Source organism: Mesorhizobium loti, from assembly GCA_014189435.1.
GTDB classification, from domain to species: Bacteria; Pseudomonadota; Alphaproteobacteria; order Rhizobiales; family Rhizobiaceae; genus Mesorhizobium; species Mesorhizobium loti_G.
This window is the reverse complement of sequence record CP050293.1, coordinates 4,593,455-4,612,429: the sequence shown is the minus strand read 5'-3', so window position 1 is coordinate 4,612,429 and position 18,975 is coordinate 4,593,455. Positions and strand designations below refer to the sequence as shown.

18 protein-coding genes are annotated in these 18,975 nt (G+C 61.9%); 12 read left to right on the top strand and 6 right to left on the bottom strand.

The window, feature by feature from the left end; genetic code table 11:
* Nucleotides 1–48 precede the first annotated feature (48 nt).
* Nucleotides 49–411 carry a hypothetical protein gene (locus HB777_22200; GenBank protein ID QND66358.1) on the bottom strand — a complete coding sequence of 121 codons (363 nt, stop codon included), beginning with the start codon at nt 409–411 and terminating at the stop codon, nt 49–51.
* Between the two features lie 143 nt (nt 412–554).
* On the opposite strand from HB777_22200, the gene HB777_22195 reads away from it, so the two are divergent.
* The gene (locus tag HB777_22195) at nt 555–2,108 is read left to right on the top strand and encodes a hypothetical protein (GenBank protein QND66357.1); all 1,554 of its coding nucleotides are present in this window, start codon (nt 555–557) and stop codon (nt 2,106–2,108) included.
* Between the two features lie 87 nt (nt 2,109–2,195).
* Here the strand turns inward: HB777_22195 and HB777_22190 are convergent, their stop codons facing one another.
* Both HB777_22190 and HB777_22185 read right to left on the bottom strand, forming a co-directional pair.
* Nucleotides 2,196–2,456 (bottom strand): hypothetical protein, encoded by a 261-nt coding sequence (locus HB777_22190; GenBank protein ID QND66356.1) that lies wholly within the window; start codon nt 2,454–2,456, stop codon nt 2,196–2,198.
* On the bottom strand, nt 2,437–4,437 hold the full coding sequence (locus tag HB777_22185; GenBank protein QND66355.1) for a DEAD/DEAH box helicase family protein: 2,001 nt from the start codon (nt 4,435–4,437) through the stop codon (nt 2,437–2,439). Before HB777_22185 ends, HB777_22190 begins: the two co-directional genes overlap by 20 nt.
* Before the next feature lie 810 nt (nt 4,438–5,247).
* Here HB777_22185 and HB777_22180 point away from each other — a divergent pair.
* Nucleotides 5,248–5,385, top strand: coding sequence for a hypothetical protein (locus HB777_22180; GenBank protein ID QND62438.1), 138 nt, complete (start codon nt 5,248–5,250; stop codon nt 5,383–5,385).
* Nucleotides 5,386–5,399: 14 nt separating this feature from the next.
* On the opposite strand, the gene HB777_22175 is transcribed toward HB777_22180, so the two are convergent.
* Together HB777_22175 and HB777_22170 are read right to left on the bottom strand one after the other, a co-directional pair.
* Nucleotides 5,400–6,986, bottom strand: a complete 1,587-nt coding sequence (locus tag HB777_22175) for a GMC family oxidoreductase (protein QND66354.1) — start codon at nt 6,984–6,986, stop codon at nt 5,400–5,402.
* 3 nt (nt 6,987–6,989) lie between these two features.
* Nucleotides 6,990–8,477 (bottom strand): aldehyde dehydrogenase family protein, encoded by a 1,488-nt coding sequence (locus tag HB777_22170; protein QND68867.1) that lies wholly within the window; start codon nt 8,475–8,477, stop codon nt 6,990–6,992.
* A gap of 216 nt (nt 8,478–8,693) precedes the next feature.
* On the opposite strand from HB777_22170, the gene HB777_22165 reads away from it, so the two are divergent.
* From HB777_22165 to HB777_22120, 10 genes are all read left to right on the top strand, one after another.
* The gene (locus HB777_22165; GenBank protein ID QND66353.1) at nt 8,694–9,593 is read left to right on the top strand and encodes a hypothetical protein; all 900 of its coding nucleotides are present in this window, start codon (nt 8,694–8,696) and stop codon (nt 9,591–9,593) included.
* Between the two features lie 45 nt (nt 9,594–9,638).
* Nucleotides 9,639–10,223, top strand: coding sequence for a YceI family protein (locus tag HB777_22160; protein QND66352.1), 585 nt, complete (start codon nt 9,639–9,641; stop codon nt 10,221–10,223).
* Nucleotides 10,224–10,409: 186 nt separating this feature from the next.
* Nucleotides 10,410–11,198, top strand: a complete 789-nt coding sequence (locus HB777_22155) for an SDR family oxidoreductase (protein QND66351.1) — start codon at nt 10,410–10,412, stop codon at nt 11,196–11,198.
* A gap of 13 nt (nt 11,199–11,211) precedes the next feature.
* A complete protein-coding gene (locus HB777_22150) occupies nt 11,212–12,006 on the top strand; it encodes a molybdenum cofactor biosynthesis protein F (protein QND66350.1) in 795 nt (264 codons plus the stop codon).
* 18 nt (nt 12,007–12,024) lie between these two features.
* Complete coding sequence (locus HB777_22145; GenBank protein ID QND68866.1) at nt 12,025–12,414, top strand: nuclear transport factor 2 family protein; 390 nt, start codon at nt 12,025–12,027, stop codon at nt 12,412–12,414.
* Nucleotides 12,415–12,479: 65 nt separating this feature from the next.
* Complete coding sequence (locus tag HB777_22140) at nt 12,480–13,688, top strand: ABC transporter substrate-binding protein (protein QND66349.1); 1,209 nt, start codon at nt 12,480–12,482, stop codon at nt 13,686–13,688.
* Between the two features lie 97 nt (nt 13,689–13,785).
* Nucleotides 13,786–14,523: an ABC transporter ATP-binding protein gene (locus HB777_22135; GenBank protein QND66348.1), complete on the top strand. Its 738-nt coding sequence runs from the start codon at nt 13,786–13,788 to the stop codon at nt 14,521–14,523.
* Complete coding sequence (locus HB777_22130; protein ID QND68865.1) at nt 14,516–15,226, top strand: ABC transporter ATP-binding protein; 711 nt, start codon at nt 14,516–14,518, stop codon at nt 15,224–15,226. The genes HB777_22135 and HB777_22130 overlap by 8 nt, the downstream gene beginning before the upstream one ends.
* Before the next feature lie 5 nt (nt 15,227–15,231).
* On the top strand, nt 15,232–16,125 hold the full coding sequence (locus HB777_22125) for a branched-chain amino acid ABC transporter permease (GenBank protein QND66347.1): 894 nt from the start codon (nt 15,232–15,234) through the stop codon (nt 16,123–16,125).
* Nucleotides 16,126–16,130: 5 nt separating this feature from the next.
* Complete coding sequence (locus HB777_22120; protein QND66346.1) at nt 16,131–17,099, top strand: branched-chain amino acid ABC transporter permease; 969 nt, start codon at nt 16,131–16,133, stop codon at nt 17,097–17,099.
* Between the two features lie 12 nt (nt 17,100–17,111).
* Here the strand turns inward: HB777_22120 and HB777_22115 are convergent, their stop codons facing one another.
* A complete protein-coding gene (locus HB777_22115) occupies nt 17,112–18,065 on the bottom strand; it encodes a helix-turn-helix domain-containing protein (GenBank protein ID QND66345.1) in 954 nt (317 codons plus the stop codon).
* Between the last annotated feature and the right edge of the window lie 910 nt (nt 18,066–18,975).

The window sequence follows — 18,975 nt, the reverse complement described above, 5'->3', positions numbered from 1 at the left end:
CGCTGTGCATCAAGGCGGCTAGGAGCTCAAGATGAACGGGGACAGCCATCACGCGAGGACGCCGGCGCCATGAAAGCCAGCATTGCCGGCCGCATCCGCAACACCAATCTTCCGAAGGCAAAAGCTCTCCTTCCGCTCTTCGAGGCTGTCATGAACGCGTTCCAGGCGATCGAGGAGGCCGGTGGCAAAGACCACGTAGTTCGGATCGTCGCGGAGCGGCAGGGCAGCCTGGAGGGTAAGCCAGGGCCGATCGAAGCCTTCACCGTGATCGACAGCGGCATCGGCTTCACCGACGCGAATTTCGACAGCTTCGAGACCGTCGATTCTCCCTACAAGACCACTCGCGGCGGGAAAGGCCTCGGTCGGTTCCTGTGGCTGAAGGCGTTCTCGCGCGTCGAAATAGAGAGCCACTTCCGCGCAGTCGGCATGGACGGACTGTTGTGCCGGAAGTTTTCCTTTGTCGCGAGCGATGAGGAGCTGACGCGGGCGGCGCTTCCCTCTGATCGCCAGAAACCCGAGACCACGGTGCGGTTGGTCGGCTACCGCACCCCTATGTGGACGAATGCCCGCGCCAGCTCGACATCATCGCGCAGCGCCTCATCGGGCATTTCCTGCCTCTGTTCCTGGACCCGGACGGCCCAGACCTCACATTTGCCGACTCGGCCGATACGATTGACCTTCGTGAGTTCTTTCGGGACAATTTTCAGACTTTCGCGACGGAGCGCAGCTTTTCCGTCGGCGGGCACAGTTTCACGCTCAGCGGATTCCGGCTGCCCGGCGCGCTCGCCGATCACCATGAGCTGGTCTATGCCGCGCATTTTCGCGAGGTCATCACGGAGCGGCTCGCTAAGTTCCTCTCCAACCTCAAGAACAAGCTCACCGATCCCGACAATGCGAGCTTCTATTATCTCGCGTTCGTCCAGGGCCAGTTTCTCAATGACAAGGTGAACAGCGAGCGCACCGATTTCTCGATTCCTACGGAAGTCACCGCCGCCGATCGCGACGCCAGCAGCAGCGCAGAAGACGCGCCGTCCGAGCTTTTCGCCGACGAGATTAGCCTGAAAGCCATTCGCGACGGTGCACTCGCGGCCGTGACCGAGGACCTGAAATCCTTCATGGATGCAATCAACACGCAGAAGGAAGCCGCCCTCACTTCCTACATCGCCGAGGACGGGCCGCAATACCGCGTGCTGATGAAGTACAAAGGGGAATTCATCGACGACATTCCGCCCCAGGCCAGCAAGACCGAGATGGAAATGGCGCTTCATCGCCAGCTCTATCAGCGACAGGTACGCCTCAAGCATGAAGGCGCGCGCATCCTTTCGGAGCCGGCGGCCCTCGACAACACGCAGGAATACTACGCGCGGCTTCAGAAGTTCGTCGAAGACGAGAACGAGATCGGGAAAACGTCACTCGCGCAATACGTCGTGCATCGGCGCGTGATTCTGGAGCTGCTCGAAAAATACTTGACGCAAGACCCTGACACGGGAGACTACGGTCTTGAGAAGACGGTCCATAGCCTGGTGTTCCCCATGCGCGCGACGTCGGATGACGTGCCATTCGAACAGCAAAATCTTTGGATCATCGACGAGCGGCTGACTTTCCATTCGTTCCTGTCATCCGACGTACGGCTTGACCAAGCGCAGCCGCTCGAAAGTGATTCCGCGAGCCGGCCCGATCTGTTGATCTTCAATCATCCCTTGGCGTTTAGTGAGGATGCCGAGCCACTTCAGTCGATGGTCGTGATTGAGTTCAAGAAGCCAGACCGCACTGCCTACCAGGATGAGGACCCGGTAACGCAGGTGTACCGCATGGTCCGCGAAATTCGGGAAAGCAAGAAGAAGGATCGGCAGGGCCGCTATATCCGGCCGGCAAACCAGAATATTCCAGCCTATTGCTATGTGATTTGCGACCTCACGCCGCCCGTGGAAATCCGAATCCAGAACATGGGCGCGCGACGCACCCCGGACAACCTCGGTTATTACGGATTCAACGAGACCCTCAACGCCTATTACGAGGTTATCTCATATACAAAGTTGCTCAGCGACGCGCAGAAACGAAATCGGGTGCTTTTCGAGAAGCTCAATTTGCCGACAACGGGTCGCTAGCGACCGCTAGCAAACTCGCACTCCCTCACGCTGGCGGATCGGCGGTCGCAAGTTCTGGAGGTTCCGCCTCCTGCGAGCGCTGTCCTCTCAGGCCTGAGCCTGGACCACCGCTTCGATCACAAGCAAGTCGGCTTTTGTCTTCTCCACGATTTCCTTCGTGCAGGCGATGCAGAAGATGGGTCGGGCAGTGAAGCCGCTCTTCTGCTTCGGGATCTGGAAGCAGGCTGCCGCAGTCGCGATTCTCTCTTCGCAACGATCGCAGTTCGTCGCCTTGCCGCAGGTATGGAGAACCGGCGACCCGGTCGACATGGAGAGCAACGACGGGGTCTTACCCTTTGGCTTTGCCACCCAAAATCCCCTTATATCTTTTAGTCAGATTGTTGAGGATTTCTTCGAGGCTCTTGATGGCGCCCTCAAATTCTTCTGTCGACCAATCCTTGCGTTCTTTCGGGTTATTCTTCTTGAGTTCCTTATTTATGAGGGTGACGCAAGCGACAAAATTATTTGTGGCAGGTATGCCGCTATTGACAATCTCACGGCCCGCTCGATTGATGCCTAACCTGTTCACGAGCAGATTTGCCGCACGGCTGACCTCATCGTTGAGCCCTTTACGGCGCATTTCCCACTCGCGAATGGGAAGCTTCTGATAGGGCTGGGCGGCCTTCGAGGTCGCTTGGGTGGTCGAGCGCGCGAGCACGATCGCTTCCGCCTGATCCGGGTCTAAGCCAAGCCGCTCGAGATTTTCACGCAACTCCCTGATAATGTCTTCTTGTTCTGCGGACGTGAATTGTTCTTCAATGAGGGAGTCGACGATCTCGTAATTCACGACGACCGGCTCAGACAACTTCATCCTCGCTTCGCCAGATTTCACTTCCTCGGGCGCCTCCGGTTCCTTCCCGCCAATGATTTCCTCCCAAAACTTTTGATCGTCGCTTTCAAACATTTTGAATTCACGCAGCCGCTCATCCAAGTTCATGCCGGCGTGCGTTACGACGTGACCGTAGTTGTCGGGGTGGCCGGGACTGTTTTGCACGATAACGCGCAGGATCCGACCGACAAATTGAATGTACGGCGCCAAGGTGCGAAATGGTCGGAAGATTGCTGCAACGCTTAATTTGGGATGGTCGAAGCCCTCGCCGAGCATCTGAACTTGGACGATGCAGTCGAGTTCGCCGCTCGTCAGCCGCCGCTTAACCTCGATCTTCTTCTCTTCGTCCATTTCGCTGTAGATGAGGTCCGCCTTAAAACCCCGCGCTTCGTACATCGCCGTGATCCTGCGAGCGTGATTCACGCTGCAAGCGACGGCGATCAACTGGTGCGCGGTGCCGGTCTCTCTCAACAGCTCAAGCTTTTCGAGGCTGTTGTCCACGATGGTTTGGTTGCATGGATCTGAGAGCGCGATCCCTCGGCTAAACCAGTCCTTGTCCTTCATCGCCAGCACGTCATCAAGCGAATAGACCTTGGTCTCGCCCTTCGCCGTGAATTCAAGTTCGGTTGGCGCGGCGTAGGATGCCGTGATGCGCTTGATGTAGCCTTTAAATGTCGCTTTCTTGAACGGGTATCGATAGACGAGATCACCGGCGATTTCCTGCCCGTCGCCGCGGAACGGCGTGGCAGTCATGTTGATGACGCGCGCACCGTCGAAGTGCTCAAGAACCTTCTTCCAACTTTCAGCCGGCGAGTGGTGAGCTTCGTCGACGATGATCAGGTCGATGAAATCCTTGGGAAATTTGTAGAGCCATTTGTCCGTGTTGGTTGCGAGCTGCTGCACGTTCGACACGATGAAGTGAGACTTCTCGCAAACGGATATGTTTCCGGTGTCCAGCGTCGTCGCGAAGGGCCCGCCAATCATTGCCTCGTCAGTGAGGATATTCCGCTTACGCCAGAAGCACTTCTGCCGGTTTGTGACATCAAGCGCCTCGAACAGACCCTCCTTGATCGTGAGATTGGGCGCAACTACCAGCACGCGACCCTTTGCGATCCCAAACGGCGCGATCGCGGCGATGCCTGATTTCCCGCAGCCGACAGGAATCTGGATGATGGCTGTTTTGCCGCCCTCTTTGAAATATTCGTACAGGGCCTGGTAAGCTTCGACTTGCGGTTCGCGGAGTTGGAGGTTCTCGTCAATGTGTGCGGGCGTCTTGAGGAAGTACTGTTCCAGCGGGATGTTTGAGCGAACCCACGCATCCAAATCGGTTTTGCTGAAGAGCCATTTGCTCCCGACCTTGTTAGATGGAAGGGACCCTTCGCGCGCGAGGTCGTACAGAGCCGTTTTGCCGAGCTGCAGGTACCGCGACGTTTCCTCGATCGTCATCCATTCGTCGGCCATATGAAGACTCCTTCTTATCGAGGAATATCATATGGTGCCGTCTGATACAAGTTGCGAATGGCGGTGCCGACGTTTAGCGTCGTCGAGAAGTTGGGGGACGCTGCGTTACTCGCACCGTTGCAGACGGGCTTCGGCCGCTGGACATGTGAGCCGTCGCCTACGACCGCGCGCTCGTAATCTTCGACGATCAAGGGAAGCTGGAAGGTTCTCCAGCAGTAAGGCTGCAAACAGGGGAGGTTGCGCTGGCGCTGGCCGATCTCCTTACTAATGAAGAAGGAGGGCTCGCTCGTCGTCACAAGGGCTTGCAAGCGTCTTTGCGGGGATGGTTGAGGTGCCCACGCGCGGCGCTTGAACTGGAGGCCACAAAGCCCAGAGTGTCGACTAACCTCAGCAGGGGAGCGGGCAATCGGCGCTTTGAATCTAGATGGCCTGCCGCGTGTGGCGATGGAGCCATCGTGACGGTATAGTCCATAGGCCACGAACGATCCTCGTCGTGCTTGGGCGGGGATTCGGCGGGTTGATTTGACTACGGCTCGCGTGGGCTTCTTGGCCGGGGCCTGGCGATAGATGGCGGAAAGTGCTTTTCCGAAATCGGGCCAAATAACCAGTGTTTTCAAGAGCGCGGTTTTTTGACGGTCTACCTGACGGTATGGCGTTCTGCCATAATTTTTTTAGTGGGGAAAATCAATTGCTTATGGCGCCAGGAAATAATCGAGTGGGAGTAGGGGTTAGCGTAGTCTGGCGTACATCGGCGTAGTTTTTCGCAGAAAAAGCAGCGATTCAGACTGGATTCGGAACGCTGCCGCCTTTATGCGCGCGCTTGATCCGGATCGAGCGCCATCGGTAACTTTTTCGGGCGCGATGGCATCCGGCTTCGGTCGCGACAAGTCGCTGCACGCGCTCGACAAATACACCGACCTGAAGACCGCCTGGGTTGCTCTGAGCTGACGTCTCGCTTGCAGCTATGCCCCAAGAATGAAATCGGCGCAGCGGTCGCCGATCATGATCGCCGGCGCGTTGGTGTTGCCGCTGATCAGGCGCGGCATGATCGAGGCATCTGCAATGCGCAGGCGCGGCACGCCGCGCACCCGAAGTTGCGGATCGACCACCGCGGTTTCGTCCGAGCCCATGCGGCAGGTTCCCGAGGGGTGATAGACCGTCTTGGCGTGGCGAATAATGTGGTCAACGATGGTCTGATCTGGAAGGTCGTCGGCATTGCTGGGCGCGAGCTCCTCGGCGATCACTTCCTCCAACGCCGGCTGGCGCAGGACGGTGCGGGCGATCTTCATGCCGGCGAGCAGCGTGGCGAGGTCGTCAGGGTGCGACAGGAAGCCGGTGGTGAAACGAATCGGCGCCTGCGGATCGCGTGACCGCAACAGGATCGTGCCGCGTGATTTCGGCCGGAGCACGCAAGGATTGATCTCCATGCCGTGGCGCTCGATCGAGCCATGCTCGGCGCTTTCGATCATCACCGGCAGCACATGGAATTGCACATCGGGCCGGCCGTCGCCGTCGGTGTCGAAGAACCCGCCGCTCTCGACCACGTTGGAGGTGAGCAGGCCGCTGCGAAACAGCAGATACTCGATGCCATGGCGCAGCGCCTTCAGGCCGCGATCCTGGCCGAGCAGCGAGATCGGCTTGCGGGTCAGCGCATAGAGCGGTGCCGCGACATGGTCCTGCAGGTCGCGGCCGACCGCCGGCATGTCGCGGATCACAGGAATGCCCAATTCCGCCAGATGCTCGGCCGGCCCCAGGCCCGACAGCATCATCAGCTTCGGGGTGGCAAGCGCGCCGGCGGCGAGGATCACTTCGGCCTCGGCGGTGACCGTGCAACTCTGCCCATCCGCTGTGGTGTAGGCAAGCCCGCTCGCCGCGCCATTCTCCAGCGTCAGCCCGGTGATCAGCGCATCGGTGATCACCGTAAGGTTGGCGTTGCCGGCCAGCGGCTTCAGGAACACCTTTGCCGCCGACTGCCGCTCGCCGTTCGCGGTCGTCGTCTGGTAGAAGCCGACGCCTGCCTGCTCCTCGCCGTTGAAGTCATCGTTGTATCTGTAGCCAGCCTGCTGAGCGGCCTTGACATAGGCCAGCGACAGCGGATGCCTGTGGCGCGGGTCCGACACCGGCAGCGGACCGGCATTGCCGTGGCGATCGCCGGCCAGCCGCTCGTTGCGCTCCAGTCGCCTGTAGACCGGCAGCACGTCGTCCCAGCCCCAGCCGGGGCAGCCGAGATCGCGCCAGCCGTCATAATCCTCAGGCTGGCCCCTGATATAGAGCATGGCGTTGATTGACGAGCCGCCGCCCAGCGTGCGGCCCTGCGGGATCGGCAAGGTGCGGCCGCCGACGCTTGGCTCAGGGTCCGACTGGTAGATCCAGCTGCGTGTCGTGCCGATTACCTTGGCGAAGGTGGCGGGCATGTCGATGAAGCGGGAATTGTCCGCGGGCCCGGCCTCGACCAGAAGCACGCGCTTGCCCGCGCTGACCAGCCGGTTGGCCAGCGTGCAGCCGGCCGAGCCGGCGCCGGCGATGATGTAGTCGTAGGTTTTTGTCATGGCTCAGGCGTAGCGCATGATGACGGTTTTCATCTCGAGATAACCGTCGATCGCGGCGCGGCCATGCTCGCGGCCGATACCGGATTGCTTGAAGCCGCCGAACGGCGCGTTTGGGTCTAGCGTGTTGTGCGAATTGGCCCATACCGTGCCGGCCTTGAGGCCGTGGACGGCGGTCATCGCCTTGCCCATGTCGCGGGTCCAGATCGAAGCCGACAGGCCGTAGCGCGTGTCGTTGGCGACGCGGATCGCCTCGTCGAGGTCAGCGACCGGCATCGCCGCCACGACAGGCCCGAACACCTCCTCGCGCACGATCTCCATGTCTGGCCTGACATTGTGCAGGATGGTCGGCGCCACATAATGGCCCTTGCCGGGCACCGGCCGCGCGCCGCTGACGCGTTCGCCGCCGGCGGCCAGGCTGCGCTCGACAAAGCCCTCGACGCTCTTCCTGTGCTTGGCCGAGACCAGCGGGTTGATCTGCGCCTCGGCGTCGCGGCCGGAGCCCAACGTCATGCCGTCGGCGATTTCGGCGAGCCGTGCCAGCGTGCGGTCGTAGATCGACTTTTCTATCAACAGCCTTGAGGCCGAGGTGCAGACCTGGCCCTGGTTGAAGAACATGCCGAGCCCGGCGATCAGCGGCTCGACGCCTTCCTCCATGTCGGCCAGCAGTATCATCGGCGATTTCGAGCCAAGCTCCAGCGTAAAGCGCGCTACGCGGTCGACCGCGGCATGGCCGACGCGCTTGCCGACCTCCGTCGATCCGGTGAAGGTCAGCTTGTCGATGCCGGGGTGGCGGATCAGCGCTTCGCCGGTGACCGCACCGCTGCCGGTGACGATGTTGACAACGCCGGGCGGGAAGCCGACCGCTTCGATGAGTTTGGCGAGCCTGAGCAGGCCAAGCGGCGTTTCCTGCGGCGGCTTCAGCACCACCGTGCAGCCGCAGGCCAGCGCAGGCGCGATCTTCCACATGCCGATCAGCAATGGAAAATTCCACGGCACGATGGCGCCGACGACGCCGACCGGCTCCATCACCGTCATCGCATGGTGTTTTGCACCCGGTGGCACGGGGATGGAAACCTGAAAGGTCGAGCCCTCGATCTTGGTCGCCCAACCGGCATAGTAGCGCAGCCAGTCGACCGTGCCGCCGACGCTCAGCATGCGGGCAACGCCGAGCGACTTGCCGTTCTCGATGCTTTCGATCTCGGCCAGCAGGTCAGCATCGGCCTCGACCGCGTCGGCCAATTTCAGCATCAGGTTCTGGCGGTCGACCGGCCGCATCGACGCCCACGGTCCCTCAAGCGCCGCACGCGCCGCGCGCACCGCCTGGTCGACGAGCTCCGGACCGCTTTCGGGGACGCGGGCGACAATCTCGCCGGATGCGGAATCGTCAACGGCGAGTCCGTCACCTGCAAGGCCTTCCACGAAACGCCCATTGATGAACGGACGATGTGAGCGGGCCAGGAAAGCGGCGGCAGCAGCACTGATCGGCGGCACAGTTCTTTCGTTCACGCCATCCTCCTCGACTGATGATGAACATGTCTGAAGCGATATGGAGCGGGACGGAACCGTTCAAGCTGTTGACGACACGAGTGCGCGCTCAGTCAAAACAAAGTTCCCGCTCGGACAAGACGGCCGGCATTCCTCCAATCAAGATGAAGAACGAGATCGGACCGCTGGTTCGACTAGAACGACGTCGGAGGGTTGCAGCGGTTGAGCGCGTTTCTGGGCAATCCGATGGTCACCACGGCTGCGCTGCCCTTGCTGCTCGGCATTGTGTTGGTGTTGTTGGCGAAATTCGTCCTCCCGGGAGCATCAGTCATTGCCACGCTGATCGCAGGCGCGGCGGTGCTGTTCCTGTACTGGGATACGGTCGGCGCGCCGGCCTTTCCACCAATTGCCGCCAGCCAGAAGCTGGTCTATCTCGCGGTCGCCGGCATTGTCATCGGGCTGCTGTTCGGGCGCTTGCTGAACGGCCCAAGGGCCGGCGTGTTCGCTGCCTTTGCCATCGTCGTGGCCGTCGCATGGCTCGGCTGGCGGCGCATCCTTGCCGGTCCCCTGGATCTGCAAATGGCTGCGGCAATCGTCGTCGGCCTGCTGACGGCGGCCGGTGCGGTGGCGCTGATGGCGATGCGGACCGAGCCGTCGCCGCCAGCCGAGCGGCCGTTCCTTGTGCCGGCCGCTGCGCTCGCTCTGTCGCTCGCCGGCGCTTTCATCTCGGTGCTCGGCGCCTCGATCGTCGTTGGCCAGTTGCTCGGCTCGCTCGCTGCGCTGATTGGCGGCTGGTGCCTTGTCGAATACATCGCGCTGCTGCGCGGCCGCAACGCAGCCGGCTGGGGCAAGGGCGTCGAATTCCTCGTTCTCTTCGCCGCTGGCACGGCTCTCATTCAGGTCGCTCTGCTGGCGCCGAAGGCCAACCCCGTCGCGCTGGTGCTTTCGCCTATGCCGTTGCTCGTGGCAGCGTTTCTGCCTGGCCCGCTGCAAATCCTGCTTCCCGGCAGCCGGCCGTTGCGGCCGCTGGTTGCCGGTCTCCTGATCGCCATACCGGCGATGCTGGCTGTGCTCGTGGCGATCGTCTGGGCGCCGCATGGGGCAGCACTCGGCTTTTCCTGAGCCAATAGCGACAACCAACCTTCGAACAACCGGGAGAGATATGTGATGACAAGAAAACTGATCGCCGCCCTTGCCTTCATCGGCGCCTCTGCAATGGCGTCGGCCGCCCATGCCGACGTTTACGAGATCGACGGCCAGCACAGCTGGGTGACCTTCACCATCAAGCACGGCATCTACGGCATCGCGCATGGCCAGTTCGACGCTGCGTCGGGCACCATCGTCATGGACAAGGCTGACGTGTCGAAGAGCAGTGTCAAGGCGGAGCTTGACGTCGGCTCGGTCCACACCGCCTACGACCAGCGCGACAGCGATTTGAAAGGCCCCGATTTCTTCAACGCGGCTGAGTTTCCGAAAATCTCCTTCGAGAGCACCAAGGTCGAGAAGGTGAGCGACACAACCGGCAAGGTGACCGGCAATTTGACCATCAGCGGTGTCGCCAAGGAGATCACGCTCGACGTCACGCTCATCAACGAAGCGCCGGCGCCGTGGGATGCGACGCTGACCAAGGCGGCGTTCACCGCGACGGGCAAGGTCAGCACCGCCGACTTCCCGATGGCCAAGGCCGCCGCCGGCTTCGGCCTCGGCCCGGATGTCGACATCGTCATCGATCTCGAAGCGGTGAAGAAATAAGCCGCCTGCATCTTACGGGCGCGGCCGCGCGATCGAAAGGTCGCGCGGCACGTCATCGGACAGGCGAAGTGCGCGCTCAGTCAAAACAAAGTTCCCGCTCGGACAAGACGCGGAATGGCTGATGCCGCACTATCCCCAGCGAAGATCGGCGCTTAGCCGGCGCGCTCAGCAAATCGGGATGGAACCATGCGATTTTCGGGAAAGACGGCCTTCATCACCGGCGGCGGTACCGGCATCGGTGCGGCGGTCGCCAGGCGCATGGCGGCCGACGGCGCCAAGGTGGTGCTGATGGGCCGGCGGCGCGAGCCGCTTGAGGCCGTGACCAGGGATATTGGCGGGCTGCTGGTGCAGGGCGATGCAGCCGATCCGCAAGCGGTGCGCGCCGCACTCGCCGAAGTGCATGAAAAATTCGGGCCGGTCGACATACTGGTCGCCAATGCCGGTGGCCACGGCGTCGGCCCAACCATTTCGATGAGCGATGAGACCTGGTCGCTGGCGACGCGCACCAATCTCGATACCGCCTTCGTCTGCGCCCGCGAATGTCTGCCCGACCTGATCGAGCGTCGGGGCAATATCGTCGTCGTCGCCTCGATCGCCGGCCTGTTCGCCGGGCCGGCGGCGGCCGGTTACGTCACCATGAAACATGCCTGTGTCGGCTTCGGCAAATCGCTGGCGCGCGACTATGGCCGCCAGGGCGTACGCACCAACATCATCTGCCCCGGCTGGGTGGCGACCGCCATGGCCGATGAGCAGATGCAGGTGATCGTCGACAAGTACGGCCTCGCTTCGGTCGACGAAGCCTATCGGCTGGTGACCAAGGATGTGCCGCTCGGCCGTCCGGCGACACCGGAAGAAGTTTCCAACGTCATCTGCTTCGTCGCCTCGGGCGAAGCGGCGATGATGAACGGCTCCATCCTGACGGTCGACGGCGGCGCGACGGTCGTCGACCTGCCGACCTTGGCCTTTGTCGATTGATGTGGAGATGGCGATGAACGACCAGAACAGACCTGCCGACTGGAAGCATTTCGACGACTTCGCCGCCGGCATCGCCACCAACAGGCTGGCGACGACATCGGCGCTGCGCGGCCAGACTTTCAAGATCACGCTGAACACCGGCCGCACCATCGATCTCGCCTTCACCGCCGCCGACACCGTGGCCTGGAGCGAGGGAAGCAATGCCGGCGCCGATTGGTACGAGGCGCTGGAAGTGGCTCCGCAGGTGTTCTTTATCAACATGACCTTCGCCACCCACCTGACGGAGGACGAAGCCTTCATCGTCAACACCAGGACGCGGCGCGTGCTGTCGGTGCGCGAACGGGTGCGCGATCCCGGCGAAGCGCCCGGCGAGCCGCGCGTGGCGCAAATCTACGCGGCCGGCGTGCTCGGCGATCCCTCTGTGCCGCCAACCGGCATCGAGCCAGCGCCGACGCGCGATCTGATCGGTCTCACCGCGCACTACACATACAGCTCCAACCACGTCTACGAGCACATCTATCTGAGCTCGGAACGCTATGCCTGGCAGAATCTCGTCGGCATTCAGCGCGGCCATGGCGATGTCGATCTGGCGACCACCTGGAAGTTCGCCGACAACCTTTATGTCTTCGGCTTCCGCGAGTTCATCATCCCGGTCGCTTCGCTGTTCTTCTACAACTGGGAGACGATGCGCTCGACCGGAAAATTCCTCGGCGTGACCAGCCAGGGCAAGGTCGAGAACAAGCCGGCCGGCGCCTTCATCGAGAAGAAATCCACAACCGTCTACGACCACGGCCAGGCGCCGGTCTGAGCGCGCGGAGCAAAAATGATGAGCAGGAACTACGAGATCATCAAGGCGCACTATGCCGGCTCCGACGCCAAGGATTTGGCGGCGATGATGGCGCCGGTCACGGACAAGACGGCCTGGATCGAAATGGCGGGCTTTCCCTATGCTGGCACCTATGTCGGCCCCGACGCCATCATCTCCGGCGTCTTCAAGCGCATCGGCGAGGACTGGGACGGCTATGCCCTCAAGCTCGAAAGACTGATCGACGGCGACACCACCATCGTCGGCATCGGCACCTATTCGGGCATCTACAAAAAGACCGGCAAGGCGATGTCGGCGCGCGTCGTCCATGTCTGGGACATGGAAGACGGCAAGGCCGTGCGTTTTGAGCAGTTTACCGACACCAAACTGGTCGCAGCGGCGATGAGTTGAGGCCGGCGCATGCATGCGGGCCTGGCGTTGACGCGTCTGCCCGAGGGAAAACCTGGGAGGATGAAATGGGCTATTGTCTGAAAGGAATGCTGGCGGGCTTGGTGTTGTCGACCGCGCTTGCGGTCGGTGGCGCGGGCGTCGCCAATGCCGGCGACAACGAGATCGTCATCGGCGCGCCGATCTCGCTGACCGGGCCGCTGGCCGGCGACGGCAAGGAACAGAAATGGGCCTACGAGCAGGCTGTCGCCGACATCAACAAGGCCGGCGGCATCATGATCAAGTCGGCCGGCAAGAAGCTGCCGGTCAGGCTCGTGGTTGCCGACGACGAGAGTTCGGAAAGCAAGGTCGCCTCGGCGCTCGAAAACCTGATCAAGGTGCAGAAGGTCGATGCGCTGTTGTCGACACACTCCGGGCCGATGAACATCGCCGGTGCCATCGTCGCCGAAAAATACAAGAAGTTCTACATGATCACGACGGCCTTCCCGTTCGAGTGGCAGCCGTTGAAGCTCAAGTACTCGGCGCTGTTCTTCTTCCATCCGGGGCCTGGCGCCGAGGTGCCGTTCGAAATCTGGGACAAGCTGCCGGCCGGCGAGAAGCCGAAGAACCCGGCGCTGGTTTCCGAAGATTCGCCCGACGGCAAGGGTTTTGGAGGCGCCTTCGAGGCGGCGGCCAAGAAATACGGCTACACTTTTGCCGTCGACGATCCGTGGGCGATCGGCGCCACCGACTATTCGGCGCTGATCACCAAGCTCAAGGCCGCCAATGTCGATGCCATGCTGGTGTTCGGCTCGCCGGCCGACACCATTACGCTGCTGCGGCAGATGAAGGAGCTTGGCTTCAGCGTGCCTTATCTGCATGGCTGGAAGGGCACCTGGACGGGTGAGTTCCACGAGGCGCTCGGGCCGGATTCGGACTACATCATGACTGATGGCTTCTGGTCGTCCAGCTACCCCTATCACGGCGCCAAGGAGCTCGGCGACCGCTACGAGGCCGAGTTCAAGAAGGATTCGGTGACGGTCGGCGCCTTCTACGCCAACGCGCAGGTTTTGGCGCAGGCCATCGAGAAGGCGGGCACGACCGATGCCAGCGCCTTGCATGACGCGATCTTCAATCAGGAGTTCAAGGACACTGTGGTCGGCGACCTCAAATTCGACGAGACCGGCTTTGCCCTGATCCCCAGTGTCGCCACGCAATGGTGGCAAGGCAAGCACCAGCTGATCTTCCCGAATGGCGACTGGACCTACAAACCGGCGCCGGCCTGGGACAAGCGCTGAAGCGCGAAAGCGTTGAGCGAACTAAGGTGGGCGCCTGACTGTGAAGCCAGGCGCCATCTATCAATAGTCAGCACCTGACGACTGGAACGGAAACACGATGCAGCAGGACGAAACTTTGCTTCGCCTCGAGGCGGTCCAGAAACGGTTCGGCGGGCTCGTCGTCCTCAACAACATTGACATCGCTGTCGGCGCCAACGAGCTGATCGGCCTGATCGGTCCCAACGGCGCCGGCAAGTCGACGCTGTTCAACATCATCACCGCCATCTACACGCCGACTGAAGGGCGGATCCGGTTTCGCGACCGCGACATTACCGGCACGGCGCCGCACCGCATCTGTCGCCTCGGCATTGCCCGCACCTTTCAGCTGGTGCGCACCTTCCTGACCATGACCGCGTTCGAGAACGTCATGGTCGGCGCCGTCTATGGGGCAGGGGGGCGTGTCCGCAATGCGACCGAGGCGGCCACGCAGGCGCTCGAACTGGTCGGCTTGACGGCAAAGCGCGATGTGCGCACCGCGCATATGACGCTGTCCGACCGGCGGCTGCTGGAGATCGCCAGAGCCGTGGCATCCAGCCCGGCGCTGCTCTTGCTCGACGAGCCGATGGCCGGGCTGAACCCAACCGAGATCCAGCGCATGGTCGACGTCATCCGCCGCGCGCGCAGCGAAAGAGGCATCTCCATCCTCTGGGTCGAGCACAAGGTCGACGCTATCATGAAGGTGTGCGGCCGGGTGATCGTGCTCGACCATGGCGAGAAGATCGCCGACGGCACGCCGCATGAAATCGCCGCCAACCGCAAAGTCATCGAGGCCTATCTTGGCGAACCGACTGCTTGAAGTCACCGATCTCGAAGTCGCCTATGGCGACGTCCGTGCGCTGTGGGGCGTGTCGATGCATGTCGATCCCGGCACCATCGTTGCCATCGTCGGCGCCAATGGTGCCGGCAAGACGACGTTGCTGAAAACCATCTCCGGCCTGCTCAAGCCGAAGGCCGGCGACATCCGTCTCGCCGGCGCTTCGCTGGTCGGCAAGGCGCCGCAGGACATCGCTGGCATGGGCATTGCGCATGTGCCGGAAGGGCGTGGCCTGTTCCGCCAGATGACGGTGCTGGAAAATCTCGAGCTCGGCGCTTTTCAGCCGCGGGTGCGGGCGCGCATGAAGCAATCGCTCGACAAGGCCTACGCGCTGTTTCCACGGCTCAAGGAGCGCATCGGCCAGAGGGCCGGCTCGCTCTCCGGCGGCGAGCAGCAGATGCTGGCCATTGCGCGCGCCACCATGTCGGAGCCGTCGCTGCTCATCCTCGACGAGCCGTCGCTTGGCCTCAGTCCGATCGTGGTGCAGCAGATGTTTTCGCTGATCCAGGCCTTGCACAAACAGGGCGTCACCATCCTGCTGGTCGAACAGAACATCCACCAGGCGCTCAAGGTCGCCGACTACGCCTTCGTGCTGAAGACCGGGGCGCTCGCGATGCAAGGCACCGGCGTTGAACTGCTCGCCGATCCCGAAATCCAGAAGGCCTATATGGGCGTGTTGGAGTAGCTGAAATGTTCAACATTCCGCCCCCCGAGATCCTGCTGCAATTGTCACTCAACGGCGCGCTGGGTGGCGCCATGTATGGCGTTGCCGCCGTCGGCCTTAGCCTGATCTTTGGCACCATGCGGCTGATCTTTCTCGCCCAGGGCGCGATGATCATCCTTGCCGCCTATTTCGTGCGGGCGCTGTTTTACGGCCTCGGGATCGATCCGTTTCTGTCGCTGCTGATCGTCGTGCCCGTAGGGCTCTGCGTCGGCTGGCTGATCTACCAGGGCCTGTTCCGCAAGGCCGCGGCCGAGGAAGACCGCAACGTCTCCTTGCTGATCGCCGTCGGTCTGATGTTCCTGGTGCAGAACCTGATGACGGTTATCTGGGGTGGCAACACCGCAGGCATTGTCACCACCTACACGGCGAGCGGCATCGAACTCTTCGGCGTGCGCACCTCTTTCACCCGCTCGATGGGCTTCCTGATCGCGCTCGCCGGCACCGGGCTGGTGGTGCTGTTCCTGCGCAAGACGCTGGTCGGCAAGGCGGTGCGCGCCGCCTCCGAGGACATGGAAGCGGCCACGCTGATGGGCATCAGCCCGCACCGAGTCAACGCCATTGCCTTCGCCATCGGCATCGGGCTCGCAGGTGCTGCCGGCGTCGCGGTGGCAACCACCTTTCCGTTCAACCCGTTTGCCGGGTTCATCTTCAGCCTGAAGGCGCTAGTCGCGCTGGCGCTTGGCGGCATCGGCAATGTCGCAGGCGCGCTCGCCGGCGGCATCCTGCTCGGCCTGATCGAAGCCTATGTGCAGTATTTCATCTCAGGCGGCTGGACCAACGCCATCGCCTACGGCGTGTTCCTGGCTGTGCTGATGTTCAAGCCGGAAGGCCTGTTCAGCCGGCCCTACAAGAAGGCTTGAGCACCATGCAGCACGCCTGGAAATGGATCGCCGTCATCGTCGTTGCAGCGCTGGCACTGCTGCCGCTTCTGCCCGGCGCGGTCGACTCCTACGCCTTCTCCTTCCTGTTCTTCGTCTTCATCTACGCCATCATGGCGCAAGGCTGGAACCTGGTCGCCGGCTTCGGTGGCCAGATCAGCCTCGGCAACCATGCCTTTTTCGGCCTTGGCGCCTACACCACCGCCATCCTGTGGAGCGGCAACTATCTCTGGGGCTCGCTCTACGACAGTCACCCCAACGTCTACTATTTCGATCCGGTGACCATGGTGCTTGGCGGCCTGGTCGCGGCCTTTGCCGCGGTGCTCGTCGGCCTGCCGCTGCTGTCCAAACTGCGCGGCGACTATTTTGCGCTTGGCACGCTGGGCTTCGGCGAGATCGTCAAGGTGATGTTCATCAATGGCGGTGACTTCACCGGCGGCGCTTTCGGCATTGTGGCGCCGGCCAGCACCTTCGACACACTACGTCCGCACTATCTGGTCGGGCTGGGGCTGGTGGTCGGTGTTGCGCTTGCCATTCGCACGCTGATGCGGTCGCGCTACGGGCTGGCGCTGATTGCCGTACGCGACGACGAGATGGCGGCATCGGCCAACGGCATCGACACGCTCAGGGTCAAGGTCGCCGCCTTCGCCGGCAGCGCCTTCATCGCCGGCATCGCCGGCAGCCTCTACACCTACTACATCTTCCACGTTGGTCCGGACTCGGTGTTCGACCTCGACTGGATGCTGCTGCCGCTGATGATGACGGTGGTCGGCGGCACCGGCACCCTGCTCGGCCCGATCCTCGGCGCTTTCGTCATGTACGCGGTGTTCGACCTCGCGCGTATCGTTGTGCCCGACTACCACCCAGTCATATCGGGCCTGACCATCATCCTGGCAATGCTGTTTTTGCCGAAGGGGCTGATGCGGAGCTTTGCGGGGAGGTCGCAGTCGGTCTGAGGGCCGTCGCACTCAGTGCAGCGGTAACCTCTGCTTCTCGCGCAGTTCGCGCGGCGCCACATCATACTTGCTCTTAAAGGCGCGCGAGAAATGCGCGCTCGAATTGAAACCGCAAGCAAAGGCGATCTCGGAGATCGAAACCGAACGCCGCGCCGGTGACAGCAATTCTTCCTTGCTGCGCTCCAGTCGCCTGTCCCAGACGAAACGCTCCAGCGTCATGCCTTCGCCCTCGAAGGCGCGGTGCAAATAGCGGCGTGAGCAGCCCATGTGGCGGGCTATGTCCTCGGCCGACAGGCTGCTGCGCGCGAGGTTGGCGTCGACATAGGCGACGATGCGCTCGCGCAGCGCCTCCAGCGGCGACCGGCGGAATTCCGGAGCCATCGGCTTGGCCTGGATCAGCCCGTTGACGAGTTGGATCAGGCTTTCGCCGACCCGCCGACAGCCGGTCTCGTCGAGCCTATGGGCCTCGCCGATCGCCATTTGCATCAGGCCGGAGACGATATGGGTCAGGCTGTCGTCATTGCCGGGCAGCGGTACCGGATCCGATAGGCGGGCGAGCGTCTCGTCGCCGAAGGTCGAGCGCGGCACCTGCAGGATGAGCTGGTCGACCTCCGAGAGGTTCTGCAGCGAGTAGCTGCGTACCGGGTCGTAAATGATGGCCGAGCGGGGACCGAGATCGACGGCTACCGACTGCTGTTCGAAGCGGCTGCGGCCGCTGAGCTGCATCAGGATCTTGATGGCGTCCGGGTCGAAGCTGCGCCAGAACAGGCGGTCGTTGACGACCAGATGCGAATTGGCCTTGATCTCGGACAGCCGGCAAGCGCCGAGATGCACCGATACCAGCCTTGGCAGGGAAGGCTCCACGCCGCGCGAAAAGCGCTGGGTGATCGGGCCGAACAGCATCCGGGACGTGGACAGGAAAGCCTCGCCGTCGGCGACGCTCACATGGTGGGCGGCAGCTTGCATAGTTTCCTCCTCCAGAGCGTGATCCCGAAAAGCGGAAACCGTTCGGAAAAGATCATGCTCGAACCAGACCCTCCCGTCTTGTCGCGGGACTACGGCGCAAAGGGCAATGCCCGATGCATCCGTCACGGAAGTTAACATGCTAACTATCTCCACTGCAACGGCAGAGATTCAGGGCATCAGGTGGCAATAGCGCAAGTTCGGCACGTAGCGCCTCCGCTACTGTGCCTACGCCAATGACCCTTACCGGCCTGGATCGCCTTCCAAAACAATCTGACGGCACTGAAACGTGGCTGTGCGCGGATGCAGAGCGTCCTCTGAGCTGTGTAGAGCCTTGGCGTACAATGGCGTGCAAATAGGCGGGTTTGGACAGATTGCCGGCTCTGAACTCGACCTGGGCCAGTCCAAACGTTGCGTCGGTGTAAGCAGGCGCTATGGACAGCGCTTGCGAAAAGGCGCTCCGCGCAGCCGGCAGGTCATTGAGACCCAGTTCGGTGAAACCCAGCTGAACCAGCGCGTCGGTATTGCGGGCTGAAGAGCAAGGACACGCTTCAGCAACCCGGCGGCTTCTTCGAAATGCTGTTCCTGCCGGGCCTTGACGCCTTGCGCATAAAGACTATCGGCCGTTTGTCCATGTGCCGCAGTCGCGCAACCGAGATACAGAACCGCGTATCCGGCAAGTGCGACAAGCCGCTTCTGGTGCATCAGACCTTCCCGCCGCGGCTATGATGGCTTGGTGCGACATTCGTGCCTCGCCCCTTCTCCAGGTTTCTTGCCTGCCGTAGCGGAAACCATGTGCTGAAATTTCAAGGCCAGGACCCATGATACTTCAAATGGGAGAATTTTGTTTTCTACAGTATCAGCATAAAATATGTTTAAAAAAAATAATGTCAGACATACATATTAGATGGCT

What these genes read in the sequence shown, in the direction of transcription:
- HB777_22180 (QND62438.1), top strand. Translation starts at nt 5,248, where the DNA reads ATGCGCGCGCTTGATCCGGATCGAGCGCCATCGGTAACTTTTTCGGGC.
- HB777_22125 (QND66347.1), top strand. Translation starts at nt 15,232, where the DNA reads ATGTTCAACATTCCGCCCCCCGAGATCCTGCTGCAATTGTCACTCAAC.
- HB777_22175 (QND66354.1), bottom strand. Translation starts at nt 6,986, where the DNA reads ATGACAAAAACCTACGACTACATCATCGCCGGCGCCGGCTCGGCCGGC.
- HB777_22140 (QND66349.1), top strand. Translation starts at nt 12,480, where the DNA reads ATGGGCTATTGTCTGAAAGGAATGCTGGCGGGCTTGGTGTTGTCGACC.
- HB777_22115 (QND66345.1), bottom strand. Translation starts at nt 18,065, where the DNA reads ATGCAAGCTGCCGCCCACCATGTGAGCGTCGCCGACGGCGAGGCTTTC.
- HB777_22120 (QND66346.1), top strand. Translation starts at nt 16,131, where the DNA reads ATGCAGCACGCCTGGAAATGGATCGCCGTCATCGTCGTTGCAGCGCTG.
- HB777_22155 (QND66351.1), top strand. Translation starts at nt 10,410, where the DNA reads ATGCGATTTTCGGGAAAGACGGCCTTCATCACCGGCGGCGGTACCGGC.
- HB777_22135 (QND66348.1), top strand. Translation starts at nt 13,786, where the DNA reads ATGCAGCAGGACGAAACTTTGCTTCGCCTCGAGGCGGTCCAGAAACGG.
- HB777_22150 (QND66350.1), top strand. Translation starts at nt 11,212, where the DNA reads ATGAACGACCAGAACAGACCTGCCGACTGGAAGCATTTCGACGACTTC.
- HB777_22145 (QND68866.1), top strand. Translation starts at nt 12,025, where the DNA reads ATGAGCAGGAACTACGAGATCATCAAGGCGCACTATGCCGGCTCCGAC.
- HB777_22160 (QND66352.1), top strand. Translation starts at nt 9,639, where the DNA reads ATGACAAGAAAACTGATCGCCGCCCTTGCCTTCATCGGCGCCTCTGCA.
- HB777_22185 (QND66355.1), bottom strand. Translation starts at nt 4,437, where the DNA reads ATGGCCGACGAATGGATGACGATCGAGGAAACGTCGCGGTACCTGCAG.